The organism is Pararhizobium sp. LjRoot235 (assembly GCF_964254145.1).
Lineage (GTDB): Bacteria > Pseudomonadota > Alphaproteobacteria > Rhizobiales > Rhizobiaceae > Pararhizobium.
In genome coordinates this window covers 2,253,295-2,269,541 of sequence record NZ_CAXUSP020000001.1, presented here as the reverse complement: position 1 = coordinate 2,269,541, position 16,247 = coordinate 2,253,295, and the positions used below count along the sequence as shown (strand labels likewise).

Genomic DNA, 16,247 nt, shown 5'->3' with positions numbered 1-16,247 from the left:
CGCCTGACTGTCCGCCTTGCCTTCCAAAAGATTACATCATGTGCGGCAGGGCGAGGACAAAGCGTGCACCTTGGGTGAAAGAGGTGTCGAGCTCGATGGAGCCATTGTGGCTTTCGGCGATACGTTTTGCCAATGCAAGCCCGATGCCGGTGCCCGGATAGGTCGTTTCATCCACGTGAAGACGTTGCAACACATCGAATATCTTCCTTGCAAACCGTGGGTCGATGCCGATGCCGTTGTCCTGGAAATAGATCCGGACCCAATCCTCATTCTTTTCGCAATAGATCCTGATGACCGGCTTGATCCCTTCGCGACGATATTTGACCGCATTGCCGACCAGGTTCTGGCAAAGGCGCTTGAGCAGTTCGGGATCGCCCTTGACCTGCGGCAGAACATCTAACTCGAAATGCGCATCTGCCTCGCGAATGAAACTATCAAGATTGAGGATGGCGTCTGAAACAACGTCGGCCATGGAAACCGTCTGCCAGTTTGCAATCTGGTCAGCGATCTGGGCGTAGTCGAGCAGACTGTCGATCAGCTGATCCATCCGCCGGGCGCTCTGGCGCAGGTGGTAGGCATAGACCGGCAGTTCTTCGAAATTGCCGCTTGTGACATCTTCGCAGATCATCTCCGAAAACATCGATATGTGGCGCAGCGGCGCCTTCAGGTCGTGTGAAACCGTGCCGGTGAACTGGTTGAGTGCTTCGTTCTTGCGCTTCAGTTCGGCGCTTTGCTGGGCGATCCGCACCTGCTGTCGCTTCAACTCGGTGATGTCGCGCCCGGCAGTGATGTATTCGACGAGTTTGTCACCGTCGAAGACCGCCATGTTGGACCAGAAGATCCAGAAATCACTGCCGTCGGCCAATTGCTGGCGCTGTTCGCGCGCGAAGATCGGTTGCTCCGGCGACAAGTTCTTCAGCAGGCGGGTCAAGCGCTCGCGGTCGCGTTCCGGAACAAAATCCAAAAAAGGCTTTCCGGCAAGCTCAATGGCCGGCTTGCCGACGAACTCGGCATAGGTCCTGTTGACGAAGGTGCATCTCAGATCCGGAGTAATCCGGCAGATGAAATCGGGTATGTTCTGGACGAGCGTGTAATATTCCAGCCGCTGCCGGTCGAGCGCGAGCTCCGCCTCCTTCAATGCCGTGACATCGATGCGCAGGGCAACCGTATTGCCGTCACCAGCCTTCAGGTTTTCAGCCTGCAGCCAGCGCCCGTTGTCGTACGGAAAGACATGCGCCTTGCCGCTCGGGTGCCGAAAATCCTGCAGCCGGCGCTCGATCCATGCCGAGGCATCCGGCGAGCCGATGGGCACGAACGGATAGTTGCCGGCTTCATAGACGGCAACAAGGATTTCCTCCGCGGTCATGCCTGCCTGCAGGCCGTGGCCGGCCGTCCCCAGAATGCGGCGATAGGCTTCATTGAAGGCGATCAGTTTTTCCTGCCCGTCGAAAATCGCAAAGCCTTCCGGTATCGCCTGAAGGCCGGCGTCGAACATATCGGCGGTCTTCTTTCGCTCCCTGTCCAGTTCGAGAAGATCCGAAATATCGTGCACGACACCGATGAAACCCAGCGCGGCGCCATCCTCGCCAGTGACGGCGGTGACGCGAAGACGGCCGGAAAACACCGATCCGTCCTTGCGACGGTATTGGTGGACGCCATCGCAAACGTCCTCGCCGGCGCGCTCGCGCGCGTCCCGGCTGAGACACGCGTCGTAGTCTTGGTCCGAGGCATACAGGATCCGCTCGGGCAGATTGGCGATCTCGTCCAGTGCATAACCGAATTGCTTCATGGTCGCGGGATTGGCGAAAAGGATGACGCGGCTGGAATCGACGATGACGACAGGATCGGGAAAGCTGCCGTAGAGGGCCTGGACGAAATGTTTCTGCGCAATCGGCATCGCGTTACTCGATCCATGCCTGGCCGCGGTTGTCAGCAGTGCATAAGAACAGAAAAAGAGACTGGCGCAAACCAGTCTCTCTTCGAATTCTTATGCGGGTGTAAGCCTTGCTCCGAAACGCTTAGCCGGCGCGCACCACAGCGTCGCCCTTGGCTGCGAGCGCTGCAAGGTCGGCCGGTTTGAGCTCGACCGATTCGCCGCAGCCGCAGGCCGAAGTCTGGTTGGGATTGTTGAAGGTGAACCCCGAGCGCAGCGTCGTGACTTCGAAGTCCATGCGGGTGCCGAGGAGGTAAAGGACGGCTTCAGGTGCTACCCAGACCTTGGCGCCCTGATGCTCGACAAGGTCGTCCTTGGGGTTGGCTGCGGTCACCAGATCGATGGCATATTCCATGCCGGCGCAACCACCCTTCTTGATCGACACACGGATACCCTCGGCCTCGCCGCCGGCATTCTCGACGATCGCCTTGACGCGGCCAGCGGCCGCATCGCTCAAACTCATGACTGCAAAGCCCATCGGCCATTCTCCTTAGCGCAACCAGGTTCAAGGCCTGATGCTTTCCGAGTCCAGAATGTAATGCGCGGCGGTTAAGGGATCAATACGCTGATCAGTACCAACCGACGGCGACCTGCGCTTCTTCGGACATGCGGTCAGGCGTCCATGGCGGATCGAAGGTCATCGATACCTCGACGCCGGACACGCCTTCGACGGCGCCCACCGCATTCTCCACCCAGCCCGGCATCTCGCCGGCCACCGGGCAGCCGGGCGCCGTCAGCGTCATGGCGATCTTGACCATCCGGTCGTCTTCGATATCGATCTTGTAGATCAACCCGAGTTCGAAGATATCGGCCGGGATTTCGGGATCGTAGACCGTCTTCAAAGCCGAGATGATGTCGTCGCTGAGGCGCGCCAGTTCGTCTGCCGGGATTGCGGAATGAACGATCCCTTCGCGGACATTGATCTTGTCTTCGGTCGTATCAAGGCTCATCAGACTATTCCTTACGCAAAGAACTTGCGGGCATGATCCAGCGCATCGACGAGCGCATCCACTTCGCCTCGTGTATTATAGAGACCGAAGGATGCACGGCATGTGGAGGTCACGCCGAAGCGTTTCAAGAGCGGCTGGGCGCAATGCGTGCCTGCCCTGACCGCTACCCCCGCCCGGTCGATGACCATCGACACGTCATGGGAATGGATCCCTTCGAGTTCGAAGGAAAAGATACCACCCTTGCCGGGCGCTGTCCCGAAGATGCGCAACGAATTGACGGACGAAAGACGCTCAAAGGCATAGGCGGCGAGATCGGCCTCGTGGGCGGCGATTGCCGCACGGCCGAGCTTTTCCATGTAATCGAGCGCGTAACCGAGGCCGATCGCCTGGACGATCGGCGGCGTGCCCGCTTCGAAACGGTGCGGCGGATCGTTGTACGTGACGTTGTCTTCGGTTACCTCGAAGATCATCTCGCCACCGCCCATGAAGGGACGCATTTCGCGCAAGCGGTCCGACTTCCCGTAGAGCACTCCGATACCCGAGGGGCCGTAGAGCTTGTGGCCGGTCATGACATACCAGTCGCAATCGATATCCTGGACGTCGACCGGCATATGGACCGCGCCCTGGCTGCCATCTATCAGCACCGGAATGCCGCGCTCGTGGGCGATACGGCAAATCTCCTTGACCGGAACGACCGTGCCCAGCGCATTCGACATATGCGTGATCGCCACCAGCTTGGTGCGATCGCTCAGGCATTTGACGAAATCGTCGATATGGAACACGCCCTGGTCGTCGACCGGCGCCCAGACGAGCTTGGCGCCCTGCCGTTCGCGGATGAAATGCCACGGCACGATGTTGGAGTGATGTTCCATGATCGACAGGACGATCTCATCGCCCTCGCCGATTTTCGGCATGCCGTAGCCGTAGGCAACCGCATTGATCGCCTCCGTCGAGGACTTGGTGAAGATGATGTTGTCGACCGACGCCGCGTTCAGGAAGCGGCGCACCTTTTCACGCGCGCCCTCATAGGAATCCGTCGCGGCATTCGACAGGAAATGCAGGCCGCGGTGGACGTTGGCATATTCGTTGGCATAGGCATGGGCAACGGCGTCGATAACCACCTGCGGCTTCTGCGCCGAGGCGCCATTGTCGAGATAGACGAGCGGCTTGCCGTAGACGGTCCGCGACAGGATCGGAAAATCCTTGCGGATCGCTTCGACGTCATAGGCAGGCACCGGCACCGTATGTTCCATGTCAATTATCCAATCAGGCGTGCTTCTCGAGCCAGGCTGCGATGATTGCTTCCAACGGCTCGATCACTGCTTCGACTTCCAACTCCTCGACGATCTCGTCGACGAAGGCATTGACCATCATCGCCCGCGCCTTGTTTTCCGGGATGCCGCGGGCGCGCAGGTAGAAAAGCTGCGTCGCGTTGATATCGATCACCGTTGCGCCGTGGCCGCACTGAACGTCGTCGGCGAAGATTTCCAGCTCCGGCTTTGCCGAAAAATCGGCGTCGTCGGAGAGGAGCAGCGTGTTGCATGCCATCCTCGCGTCGGTCTTCTGCGCGTCGGGGGCGACCCGGATCTGGCCCTGGAAGACACCCTTGGCGCGATCGAGCACTACGTTTCGAATGACTTCCGTCGATGTCGTGTGCGGGACGTCGTGGCCGAGCGTGAAGGTCACATCGGTATGCGTTTCGCCGCCGAGCAGGTTGATGCCCCGCAGCTGGAAATCGGAGCCCTCGCCCGTGGTGACGCCGTGAACCTCCTGGCGCACCAGCTTGCCGCCGGCATTGATGACGAACAGCCTGAACTTTGCGTTTGCGCCGAGATCGAAATTGACCTGGGCGAGATGGCTATCAGCGCCCCCCTGCTGCTGCAGGATGACCCAGGTGATCTCCGCACCGTCATCGAGGATCAGGTCACAAACCGTCGTCACGAGGCTCGGCGCCTCGCTAACGGAGAGATGGCGCTCGATGACCATCGCCTTTGTATTGGCGCCAAACGTGACCGGGAACCGCGTGTGACTCTGGCCGGCGCTCTGCACCAGCTGAAGCTCCAGCGGCTGTTCGAGCTCGGTGCCCTCCTGAACCTCGATCTCGAAGCCGTCGCACACGAAGCTACCGTTGATGCGCCCAATCGCGTCGTCGACGTCGCGCTCGACGAGGTCGGCAGCGGCAACGCCGTCAACGAGGCTTTCGGCATAGGACCGGACGTTGACACCGGCCGGCGCGCCCTTCGGATCGGCCTTGCCGTTCAGAACGGAGAGCACGGACGAGCCGGCAACCAGCGGGTCGACGCGCTCCGCGAAAGCCGTCGGATCGACAGCCGGAACGCTACGCAGAAGCGCGCGCAGATCGGTATAATGCCAGGATTCGACGCGGCGCGTCGGCAGGCCCTGTTTTCTCAGATCGGCGAGCAGCGTGTCGCGCGCCGACAAGACGGCACCTTCGCCAGGCAGTTCGCCAATCTGTGCGGCATAGGCATCGACGAGGGCCGTTTCGGCGGCCGTCATCGTTATCGCCGTTTGCATGTTCATCCCCAGCACTCCTCAGGCCGCCGCGTCAATGATATCGGCATAGCCGTTGGCTTCGAGATCGAGCGCAAGCGACTTGTCGCCGGACTTGATGATCTGGCCCTTGTAGAGAACGTGGACGCTGTCCGGCACGATATATTCGAGCAGGCGCTGGTAGTGCGTGATGACGACGACGGCACGATCCGGCGACCGCAGCGCGTTGACGCCGTCGGCGACGATCTTCAGGGCGTCGATGTCGAGGCCGCTGTCGGTTTCGTCGAGAACGCAGAGCTTCGGCTCAAGCAGCGCCATCTGCAGGATTTCCGCACGCTTTTTTTCGCCGCCGGAAAACCCGACGTTCAAGGGGCGCTTCAGCATGTCGGGGTTGATCTGCAGCTTGGCGGCGGCATCCTTGACGCGGCGGATGAAGTCCGGCGTCGAAAGCTCTTCCTCGCCACGATACTTGCGCTGTTCGTTCAGCGCCACCTTGAGGAACTGCATGGTGGCGACGCCCGGAATTTCAACCGGATACTGAAAGGCAAGGAAGATGCCCTTGGCCGCCCGTTCGGACGGGTCGAGCTCTAGAACGCTCTCGCCATTGTAGAGGATGTCACCGTCGGTGACTTCATAGTCTTCACGACCGGACAGGATGTAGGACAGCGTCGACTTTCCGGAGCCGTTCGGGCCCATGATAGCGGCGACTTCGCCAGCCTTTACGGTCAGGTCAAGGCCGCGGATGATTTCAGTGCCGTCTTCGGCGATGCGGGCATGCAGGTTCTTGATTTCAAGCATTTCGATCTTCCCTTTGGGAAAAGAATAAACATCGTGCGCGATGATCTGCGCATCGGGTTCAAGTGTGTGATGCCGTTTAGCCGACCGAGCCTTCCAGCGAAATCCCGATCAGCTTTTGCGCTTCGACCGCGAATTCCATCGGCAGTTCCTGGATGACTTCCTTGACGAAGCCGTTGACGATCAGCGCGATCGCCGCTTCCGTCGGAATGCCGCGCTGCAGGCAGTAGAACAGCTGGTCTTCCGAGATCTTCGACGTCGTCGCTTCATGCTCGAATTGAGCCGAGGAGTTGCGCGCCTCGATGTAGGGCACCGTATGGGCGCCGCACTTGTCGCCGATCAGCAAACTGTCGCACTGCGTGAAGTTGCGGGCATTTTCCGCCTTGCGGTGGGTCGAGACCTGGCCGCGATAGGTGTTCTGCGATACGCCGGCGGCGATGCCCTTGGAGATGATGCGGCTCGACGTGTTCTTGCCGAGATGGATCATCTTCGTGCCTGAATCGATCTGTTGATGACCGTTCGAAACGGCGATCGAATAAAACTCGCCGCGCGAATTGTCTCCGCGCAGGATGCAGGACGGGTATTTCCAGGTGATGGCAGAGCCGGTTTCGACCTGCGTCCACGAGATCTTCGAGTTCCTGCCGCGGCAATCGCCACGCTTGGTCACGAAGTTGTAGATGCCGCCCTTACCTTCCTTGTCGCCCGGATACCAGTTCTGGACGGTCGAATACTTGATTTCGGCATCGTCCAGCGCAACCAGTTCGACGACGGCCGCGTGCAGCTGGTTTTCGTCGCGCTGCGGCGCGGTGCAGCCTTCGAGGTAGGAAACGTAGGCGCCTTCTTCCGCGATGATCAGGGTCCGCTCGAACTGGCCGGTGTTCTTCTCGTTGATGCGGAAATACGTCGACAACTCCATCGGGCAGCGGACGCCCTTTGGAACGAAGACGAAGGAACCGTCGGTGAAGACAGCCGAGTTCAGTGTCGCATAATAGTTGTCGGTCGTCGGAACGACAGTGCCGAGATATTTCTTGACGAGATCCGGATGCTCGCGGATCGCCTCGGAAATCGACATGAAGATCACGCCGGCCTTCTTCAGCTCTTCCTTGAAGGTGGTCACGACCGAAACGGAATCGAATACCGCATCGACGGCAATTCTCGAGGTTTTCACGCCAGCGAGCATTTCCTGCTCGCGTAGCGGAATACCGAGCTTTTCATAGACCTTCAAAATTTCCGGATCGACATCGTCAATCGATGTCGGGCCGGGCGTGCTCTTGGGCGCGGCGTAATAGTAGATATCGTTGAAATCGATCTTCGGGTAGTTGACCCGCGCCCAGGTCGGCTCTTCAAGTGTCAACCAGCGCTGATAGGCGCCGAGACGCCACTCGAGCATCCACTCCGGTTCCTGCTTCTTCGCCGAAATGAAACGGATGATGTCTTCGGACAAGCCCTTGGGCGCCTTGTCCATCTCGATCTTCGTCTCAAACCCGTATTTGTACTGGTCCACATCGATCAGGGCGACCTGATCGATTGTTTCCTGCACGGCAGCCATGTCGTTCTCCAATCTCGCCGGATACAAGGTCCGGCAGCTTGTCAGTACGATGCAATTTTCGTCGCACCGCTTATGTAATGGCTAAGGGGCGATTTTCACCCCGTTTGCCATGCGGAAATTTGAATTTCCGCAACTTTATCGTCATCAGGCGGCAGCACCCGAAAGCCTGCGCCGCGCTGCGACCTTTGCAAAGACCTCTGCACACCGGTCAATCTCGGCCCGCGTGGTAGACGACCCGATCGATATCCGCAATGCGCCCTGTCCCGGATCGTGCCCCATGGCCGACAGAACATAGCTCTGGCCGACCTTGCCGGACGAACAGGCCGACCCTGCCGACAAAGCGACACCTTCCAGATCGAAAGCAATCTGGCCTGTCTCGGCTCTGAGGCCGGGCAACGTGAAGAATGTCGTATTGCCGAGCCGAGGCCCGCTTCTGCCATGAATGATGACGTCGGGTGCTGCGGCGGCCATCGCGCTTTCCAGATTGTCGCGCAACGCCGACACGGCGGTCATCCGTTTCTCAAGCTCATCTACCGCGGCGCGCGCCGCAGCCCCAAACCCGGCGATGGCCGCAGGATTTTCGGTGCCCGAACGATGTCCCTTTTCCTGGCCGCCGCCACGGATCAGCGCTGAAGGCATCAGGATTTCACCGCGTGCAATCAGCGCGCCTGCCCCCTTCGGCCCGCCGATCTTGTGCGACGAGACGATCAGGAAGTCGGCACCGAGATCTTCGATCGACAGCGGAAGTCGGCCGGCGGCCTGGACCGCATCGACAACCAGAATGCCGCCGGCCGCCTTGAGGAGGTGTGAGACCTTCGCGATCGGCTGAACGATGCCGGTTTCGTTGTTGGCGAGCATGACGGCGACCATTGGCAGGCCGGTCTGGCGGTCATGCGCCGCAAGTGCTGTTTCAAGCGCTGCAAGGTCCAGTATGCCTGCCGGCGTCACCGTGATTTCGCTGATCTCGTGTCTGCCGAAACGGCCGCCTTCGCGAATGGCGGGATGTTCGATGGCCGAAATATAGAGATGGCCGATCTTCAGCGGCGTCTTGCCCACGCGGAAATCGGGCGTCAGCACCCAGTTGGCCGCCTCGGTCGCGCCGCTGGTGAACGTCACGCTTGCCGGCTGCGCGCCACACAATGCGGCAACATCACGCCGGGCATTCTCGATCAACGCGCGGATTTTGCGACCTTCGCCATGGACGGATGACGGGTTGCCGGCAAGGTCGAGTGCAGACAGGCAGGCCTCGCGCGCTGCCGGCAAAAGCGGCGCGGTGGCATTCCAGTCCATATAAATGCGCGCTTCTCTCATGTTCCCTTGCCAAAGAATGACCGGTTGCCATGTTAAAGGTAGCGGCCGGTGCATTTTCCTTGAAATTTTCGCGTCGCTTGCCGTAAGAGACGACACTCGCACGGAAAGACCGTGTCAAAGTTTTGAATGGTTCTAAACTACGTTCTAGAAAAGCTGACTGCTTTCGTCAAGACTGCTGAAGCACCGGAACGCGTTTTTTAGTGCCATAAACATGCCCGGAGAGCCAATGCCCGAAATCATCTTCAACGGACCGGCCGGTCGCCTCGAAGGCCGTTACCAGCCGTCCAAGCAGAAGAACGCCCCGATCGCCATCGTCCTGCACCCGCATCCTCAATTCGGCGGGACGATGAACAACCAGATCGTCTACCAGCTGTTCTACATGTTCCAGAAGCGCGGCTTCACCACACTGCGCTTCAACTTCCGTTCGATCGGCCGCAGCCAGGGCGAGTTCGACCATGGCGCCGGCGAACTGTCCGATGCGGCCTCGGCACTCGACTGGGTTCAGAGCATGCACCCGGATTCGAAGAGCTGTTGGGTCGCCGGCTATTCCTTTGGCGCCTGGATCGGCATGCAGCTCCTGATGCGCCGGCCGGAGATCGAAGGCTTCATGTCGATCGCGCCGCAGCCGAACACCTACGACTTCTCGTTCCTCGCCCCCTGCCCGTCGTCGGGCCTGATCATCAATGGTGATCTCGACAAGGTGGCGCCGGAAAAGGACGTCAACAATCTGGTCGACAAGCTGAAAGCACAGAAGGGTATCCTGATCACCCACAAGACCGTGCCGGGTGCGAACCACTTCTTCAATGGCCAGGTCGACACGCTGATGGCGGAATGCGAAGACTATCTCGACCGGCGGCTTGCCGGCGAACTGACGCCGGAGCCGGCGGCCAAGCGCATCCGCTGAGATCTAGAAAAGGCCGGGGAGTTCCCCGCCTTTTCATTTGCTGATCATCGTCACGTCTTGGCCTGCCACTGTTTCCCCGCTTGTCGCCGTTGCATGGCGCGTCCGGTTGACTCGATTGCGTCCGCTTTCTTGGCTAATATTGCGCGCCATCCACCCGTTGATCGCATCTGCTATGGAATCCGCGGCAGAGACCAGTGCGTAAAGGATATTAATCGGGGCGCAAAATCGCTGTTTCGCCGGGCATGCCGAGGATGCCGCCGGTGACCGGCGCAGTCACGCCTGTCGTGCCCGGGAATGTCAGCGGCAAACCTCGCAACGAGCGAACGGCAAGATAGGCCCAGGCTTCCGCCTCCATGGCATCCCCATCGAGGCCCGCCTCCTCCGCGGCAATGACCGCCGCGTTTTGTGACCGGGCGAACTCCGAGAGATCGCGCATGATGACGCGGTTCAGCCGACCGCCGCCGCAGACGACATAGCGCGCTGGAGGCTCGGGAAGATGCCTTGCCGATTTGACAATGGCGGCAGCCGCGACATGGGCAAGCGTGCGCGCACCGTCCGCAAGGCCGGCCTCACCGATCGCCGGCGGCAGGAAATCATTGCGATCCAGCGACCGACGCTGATTGGAGGAAAAGAAGGAATTGCCGAGATAGCGGTCGGCCAATATCGGCAAGACCTGTCCGGTGCTGGCGATTTCTCCGCCGTGGTCGTAAGCGGCGCCTGTATGCATTTCCACCCATTGGTCGATCAGCGTATTTCCCGGCCCGCTGTCGTAGGCCACGATCTCGCCGTTCCTGCCGATAAAGGTGAGATTGGAGATGCCGCCGATATTGACGAAAACCGTCGGCAAGGCGTGGCCCGCGCTTGCGGCGAGTGCGGCATGATAGATGGGAATGAGCGGTGCGCCTTGGCCGCCGTGAACCATGTCGTTTGCGCGCATGTCATAGACGACCGGAATGCCGGTCACCTGCGCAAGCAGCGCGCCATCGCCAAGTTGCACCGTGAGCGCCTCGTCCGGGCGATGGAGAACGGTCTGCCCGTGAAAACCGATCACATCGATTTTGGCGGGCGGCACATCATGCCGATAGAGAAAATCGCTTAACGCTACGGCATGCCGTAACGTCAGGTTTCGTTCCACGGCAGCAAGATCGCCGGGCCGCGCTGTCCTGTCGGTCAAATCCCGCGCATCGACCAGTGCCTGCTTGAGCCGATTGCGGAAAGCCGGCTCATACTGGTTGCCCATGGACGGCCCGCGTTCGACCACGTTTTCACCGTCAGTGCGCAACAGAGCGATATCGATGCCATCCATGCTCGTGCCGCTCATCAGGCCGATGGCCGTTCTTATGATCTTCGTCATCAGCGCTCCCACCTCGCAGGCATTGGTGCTTCCTCAAACATTCCCGACGCAAACAGGTGCACTTTTCAAGAAACAGTGCTAAACGCCGCGCAAATATCCAACAAGCGTTAATCCAAACAGCCCACCGAAAGAGACAGGTCATGTCCGAGTTCAAGTCCGATTTCCTTCACACTCTCCAGGAACGCGGTTTCATCCACCAGACGTCCGACGACGCTGGCCTCGATGCGCTGTTCAACAAGGAAATCGTGACGGCCTATATCGGGTTCGATCCGACGGCGCCCAGCCTGCATGCCGGGGGCCTCATCCAGATCATGATGCTGCACTGGCTGCAGGCGACCGGCCACAGGCCGATCTCGCTGATGGGCGGTGGCACCGGCATGGTCGGTGACCCGTCCTTCAAGGACGAGGCACGGCAGCTGATGACGCCGGAAACGATTGCCTCCAACATCGCCAGCATCAAAACCGTGTTCTCCAATTACCTGACTTATGGTGATGGGCCGAGGGATGCCCGGATGATCAACAATGCCGATTGGTTGCTCGGCATCAACTATCTCGAATTCCTGCGCGACGTCGGCCGCCACTTCTCGGTCAACCGCATGCTTGCCTTCGACAGCGTCAAGATGAGGCTCGACCGCGAGCAGTCGTTGTCGTTCCTGGAATTCAATTACATGATCCTGCAGGCCTACGATTTCGTCGAGCTTTACAAGCGCACCGGCTGCCGCTTGCAGATGGGCGGCTCCGACCAGTGGGGCAACATCGTCAACGGTCTCGACCTCGGTCACCGCATGGGCACGCCGCAGCTCTACGCGCTGACTTCGCCTCTGCTTACCACCTCTTCTGGTGCCAAGATGGGGAAGTCGGTCAATGGCGCGATCTGGCTCAATCCGGAAATGCTGTCGGCCTACGACTTCTGGCAATACTGGCGTAACACAGAGGATGCCGACGTGTCGCGCTTCCTCAAACTCTACACGACCCTGCCGATGAGCGAGATCGGCCGTCTGTCACAGCTTGGCGGCGCGGAAATCAACGAGGTCAAAAAGATCCTCGCGACCGAGATCACTGCCATGCTGCACGGCCGTGCTGCTGCGGAAGAAGCCGCAGAAACCGCACGCAAGACCTTTGAAGAGGGCGCGCTTGCCGAAAACCTGCCTTCGATCGACGTGCCGGCGGCAGAGCTCGAAGCCGGGGTCGGCGTTCTGACCCTGTTTGTTCGTGCCGGTCTGGCGGAATCCAACGGCAAGGTCCGCCAGTTCCTGAAAGACGGTGCGGTTCGTGTCAACGACAAGGTGATCAGCGACGACCGGGAGATCATCGGCACCGGCGAGATCACTGCCGAAAACGTCATTAAGCTGTCGCTCGGCAAGAAGAAGCATATTCTCGTGCGGCCCGCCTGATCGGCGGCACCGTCGAGCATTTTTTGAAACCGGCGGCAACCCCGCCGGTTTTTTATTGGAACTCGAAGATGCTGCGGAACACGCCCGGCGCGATGATCGACAGCGGGTTGATCGTCAGGTTCGGTTTTACGAACGGTCCTGTCAGCTTGAAGGTGATCCCGAGCAGGCCGCGGTCGCGGCCATTGCCGAGAAGCACGCCGATCAGCGGCAATTCGCCGAACAATCGGTTCAGGCCGTAAGCCGGCATGAACGTGCCGGTCATGTCCATATTGCCGTTCCTGTCGCGTACCATCCCCTGGAAGGTTGCGCCGATATCAGTACCGCGTACGACCCCGCGGTCGACCGCGACCGTCCCGTCGTCGAGCATCACATTTGCGAAACCACGTTCGAAACGCGCCGAACTGACGTCGATGTCCCTTTTCACCGCCTGGTTCAGGCTTCGGCCATCGGCGCCGGTTGGCGTGGAAACGATGGATTGCAGCCGCGCTTCGTTGACAAGCGAAAATTTGCGGATATCGACGTTTCCCCGCCAGGAACTGGCGCCCCTGTCGCGCAGCTTCACGTTCAACAGGCCGCCGCGCATGTTGCTGTAGACATTTGCGAACCGGGCCAGCGAGCCGGCATCGCCGCTGGTCAGCTCCAGAATATTGTCCGGGCCATTTTGCGTAAGCCTGGCCACGACCGCCTGACCGCTATCGGTGACCGCGGAGAGATTGACGGCATCGATCTGCTGGCCCCTTGCGATGTAATTCAGATTGAGGTCCGACAGGGTCTCGGAATGGAATCCGATCACCTGCTGCAGGTTCGCGTCCAAGGCGATTCGTGTCGAATCCATCTTGTCGTTCCCGGAAGACGTGCGCAGTCGTTCGATCACCGGGCGGATATCTGCAACGCTGCCATTGACTTTGACTGCAAATCCACCCTTCTGGCGCTTGATGCTGACGGCGTAGTTGTCGTCCTGAGCCAGCCGCACCGACGAAAACTGGCCCGAAATCAGCCCCGATTTGTCGATCACGAGCTTGCCGGCTGCGCCAAAACTGCCGCCATTGAGCTTCAGGTCATCGATCTGCGTGACGCCGCCGGTGGTTGAGGCCGAAAACGTCGCCTTCGCCGCAATCCCCGGGCCCTTCGACCAGCCGATCCAGGGCAGCGAAATCGACGCATTGCCAAAGTCGGCCGAAACCGTGTGTCGGTCCTTTTCATCAATCAGGATATCCAGCGAAACGGGCCCGCTGATGATTTGCGCCAGGCCGGGGGCCAGCTTGGCAAGTGCTCCGTCCTTGAGCGTCCCGGAAATCTCCCGTTTTCGCCTGACGGCGCTGTCTGACCCGACTGGTTCCACAAGCGAGATATCCATCGCACCACCATCGATGTCGGCTTTCGCCTCCAATACCGCCTGTTGCGGATCGATTCTGAGCGTGCCCTCGATGTTTGAGATCGCGCGTCCGGATATCGGCTTGTTAACGGTCACGCCGTCGAGCAGCATCTGCGCCTGCCATTGCGGCGCCGGTGGGTTCTGTGCTCTCACAAGCCCAAACCGCGCCCCGACCTGCGCCGTCATTTCACCCGAAAAGTCCTCCGGCTTGAACGGCGTTCTCTGCAGGGCGGCAATGGGCCGGTAGCTGACGAGTTCCGCGATTGCGTCCGCCTGCCCGCCAACGTCCAGTTTCATTTCGGCGATCAGCGGCTTTTCGTAGGTGTTCGGGATGACGAAATTGCCGCCATTGAGAGTTACCGAACGGCCGGACGGGAAATAGGCGGTTCCCCGATCGATCTGCACGTCAAGGTGCTCGCCTTTCAGCGTGAATGCACCGGCCGCGTCGCGCAGCGGCGGGATGTCGCCGGCAATATTCACACGGGCGTCCGTGATGTCGAAGCGGACGTTGAGTTCATCGCCGTTCAGATCGATTGGACCGACGGTGCGGGTTACGCGCCCCATCGGCAGGAAGACTTCAATCCTGCCGTCGGTGACGGTTCCACCAAAGATGTTGTTGACCACCCAGCGGCGCGCGTTCTTTCCGACCCACCAGGGCCAGAGCTGCTTGACCGCCGCCGACTTCAGCTTGTCCGTGACGAGGGCAAAGCTGACCTGCGGCGACGTTTCGCCAAAGGTCATGGCAAGCGAGCCGGCAGCCGTGCCAAGTTTGCTCGACACGGCCAGTTCGTCGAAGACAAGCTCGTGGCTTTCCGACAGAAACCGGCCTTGCGCCTTGGCGTCGAAGATCAGCGGCGGTTCCTCGACATCGACAGGCGCGGAACTGGCCGATTGCAACAGGATATCCAGCGAGAATCCTTTTTTGCCGGCAGGCGTGGTGTGATCCAGGTCGGCGATCGCCCCGGTAAAGGGAAAGACCGACCGGCCAACCCGCACGATGGACGGCAGAATTTCTATCCTGCCGCGAGCGAAGTCATAGGTGACGTTAAGCTCGGATTGTTTCAGCTCCGAGGTGAAGCCGCCGGCGTCAAATGCCCCCGCGCTTGTCCGGGTGCTCAATTCAAGTGTCGGCGTCGCACCATTGGCAGCGCGCGTCGCGGTAATACTGAGATCAGCGCGGCTCTTGATGCCGAAGGCAGGCTCCGTGGCAGTCTCATCCCGGTGCAGAAGCGCCGAAAGCGGCAGTCCGGTCACCGTGCCATCGAGCTGGGCGATGCGGTCGCTCTGTCGGCTGGCGCGCAAATGCAGGTCAGCGGCCTCACCAGCCACCGTGAAAGCCCCGTCGATCTGCATCGAGCCGTCATTGCTGCGTTTGAAATCAACGGCATCCACGACCACAGGAACAATACGCTTGCGCGGTCCTGCAAAAGACAGTTGCAGGTCCGCGATCCGGACAGATTCGGTATTGCTGCGGCTGATCAGCTGCGAGATGCCGTCCATCTGGTTGAAAACGAATTCCAGTCCGCTGGCAACATCGGCAACGCGTATCGCCGTCAGATCGATCGGTTTGCCCTCGGGCAGCAAGGAGGGATCGAGCACCGCCCCCTCTGCCTCCAGTCGCGACACGGCAATCCTCCCGCTTAACAGCGCGATTGGATTGAGTTCGATAAACACGGATTTGGTGGTCACCAGGCGCTTTTTGGAGGTATTTTCGACCAGTGCGACGTCCTGCGCCTTGAGAGCGAGGCCGCCGTTCGATGTCACGCGCAGCACGGTGCTGCCGACCTCTGCATGATAGCCGTCGCCGATCGCTGCGTTCAACGCCGTCTGCGCCCGCGCATTGAGCGGTCCGTCCAGCAGCCCGCCTTCAATCGTTGCCAACAGCACGGCGCCGAGAAGAAAGACGATTGCGATAATGACAACAGTCGTCATGAAAACAAGGTGCGCCATGCCGCGCTTGTGCGGCGCACGTACGATGCACGGGTCGTGCGCCTGCGCCGACGGCAGGGAATGCAGAGCGACGATGTCCTCCTTGCGAAACGATACCTTTTCGCCGCGGATTTCATTCATCGGCGCCGGCGGCCTCCCGGAATTGTCAAAAAGTTCATGCGGTGCCTTTTCCAGATTCCATCTCGCAGCGCGGCAAGACAACGCTTCGCCATCCGCACCTT

12 protein-coding genes are annotated in these 16,247 nt (G+C 60.1%); 2 read left to right on the top strand and 10 right to left on the bottom strand.

The features are described 5' to 3' along the window. Positions 1–31: 31 nt before the first annotated feature. The 8 genes from ACSQ2Z_RS10785 to ACSQ2Z_RS10750 form a co-directional block, all read right to left on the bottom strand. On the bottom strand, positions 32–1,897 hold the full coding sequence (locus ACSQ2Z_RS10785; protein WP_436081202.1) for a PAS domain-containing sensor histidine kinase: 1,866 nt from the start codon (positions 1,895–1,897) through the stop codon (positions 32–34). Between the two features lie 121 nt (positions 1,898–2,018). Beyond that, complete coding sequence (gene sufA / locus ACSQ2Z_RS10780; RefSeq protein WP_436081201.1) at positions 2,019–2,411, bottom strand: Fe-S cluster assembly scaffold SufA; 393 nt, start codon at positions 2,409–2,411, stop codon at positions 2,019–2,021. A 91-nt stretch (positions 2,412–2,502) separates the two neighbouring features. Continuing rightward, positions 2,503–2,883 carry an SUF system Fe-S cluster assembly protein gene (locus ACSQ2Z_RS10775; protein WP_436081200.1) on the bottom strand — a complete coding sequence of 127 codons (381 nt, stop codon included), beginning with the start codon at positions 2,881–2,883 and terminating at the stop codon, positions 2,503–2,505. Between the two features lie 11 nt (positions 2,884–2,894). Further along, positions 2,895–4,136 carry a cysteine desulfurase gene (locus tag ACSQ2Z_RS10770; RefSeq protein WP_436081199.1) on the bottom strand — a complete coding sequence of 414 codons (1,242 nt, stop codon included), beginning with the start codon at positions 4,134–4,136 and terminating at the stop codon, positions 2,895–2,897. 13 nt (positions 4,137–4,149) lie between these two features. Beyond that, positions 4,150–5,424: a Fe-S cluster assembly protein SufD gene (gene sufD / locus ACSQ2Z_RS10765; RefSeq protein WP_436081198.1), complete on the bottom strand. Its 1,275-nt coding sequence runs from the start codon at positions 5,422–5,424 to the stop codon at positions 4,150–4,152. 12 nt (positions 5,425–5,436) lie between these two features. Further along, positions 5,437–6,192, bottom strand: a complete 756-nt coding sequence (gene sufC, locus ACSQ2Z_RS10760) for a Fe-S cluster assembly ATPase SufC (RefSeq protein ID WP_436081197.1) — start codon at positions 6,190–6,192, stop codon at positions 5,437–5,439. Between the two features lie 76 nt (positions 6,193–6,268). Beyond that, complete coding sequence (gene sufB, locus ACSQ2Z_RS10755; protein ID WP_436081196.1) at positions 6,269–7,738, bottom strand: Fe-S cluster assembly protein SufB; 1,470 nt, start codon at positions 7,736–7,738, stop codon at positions 6,269–6,271. Positions 7,739–7,882: 144 nt separating this feature from the next. After that, positions 7,883–9,049 carry a cysteine desulfurase family protein gene (locus ACSQ2Z_RS10750; protein WP_436081195.1) on the bottom strand — a complete coding sequence of 389 codons (1,167 nt, stop codon included), beginning with the start codon at positions 9,047–9,049 and terminating at the stop codon, positions 7,883–7,885. 226 nt (positions 9,050–9,275) lie between these two features. On the opposite strand from ACSQ2Z_RS10750, the gene ACSQ2Z_RS10745 reads away from it, so the two are divergent. Then, positions 9,276–9,953 carry an alpha/beta hydrolase gene (locus ACSQ2Z_RS10745; RefSeq protein WP_436081194.1) on the top strand — a complete coding sequence of 226 codons (678 nt, stop codon included), beginning with the start codon at positions 9,276–9,278 and terminating at the stop codon, positions 9,951–9,953. A 208-nt stretch (positions 9,954–10,161) separates the two neighbouring features. Here the strand turns inward: ACSQ2Z_RS10745 and ACSQ2Z_RS10740 are convergent, their stop codons facing one another. After that, positions 10,162–11,307, bottom strand: coding sequence for an anhydro-N-acetylmuramic acid kinase (locus ACSQ2Z_RS10740; protein ID WP_436081193.1), 1,146 nt, complete (start codon positions 11,305–11,307; stop codon positions 10,162–10,164). Between the two features lie 140 nt (positions 11,308–11,447). Here ACSQ2Z_RS10740 and tyrS point away from each other — a divergent pair, with 140 nt between their 5' ends. Further along, entirely contained in the window at positions 11,448–12,701 is a 1,254-nt protein-coding gene (gene tyrS, locus ACSQ2Z_RS10735) for a tyrosine--tRNA ligase (RefSeq protein WP_436081192.1), read from the top strand. A gap of 52 nt (positions 12,702–12,753) precedes the next feature. On the opposite strand, the gene ACSQ2Z_RS10730 is transcribed toward tyrS, so the two are convergent. After that, positions 12,754–16,146 carry a YhdP family protein gene (locus tag ACSQ2Z_RS10730; RefSeq protein WP_436081191.1) on the bottom strand — a complete coding sequence of 1,131 codons (3,393 nt, stop codon included), beginning with the start codon at positions 16,144–16,146 and terminating at the stop codon, positions 12,754–12,756. Positions 16,147–16,247: the final 101 nt, after the last annotated feature.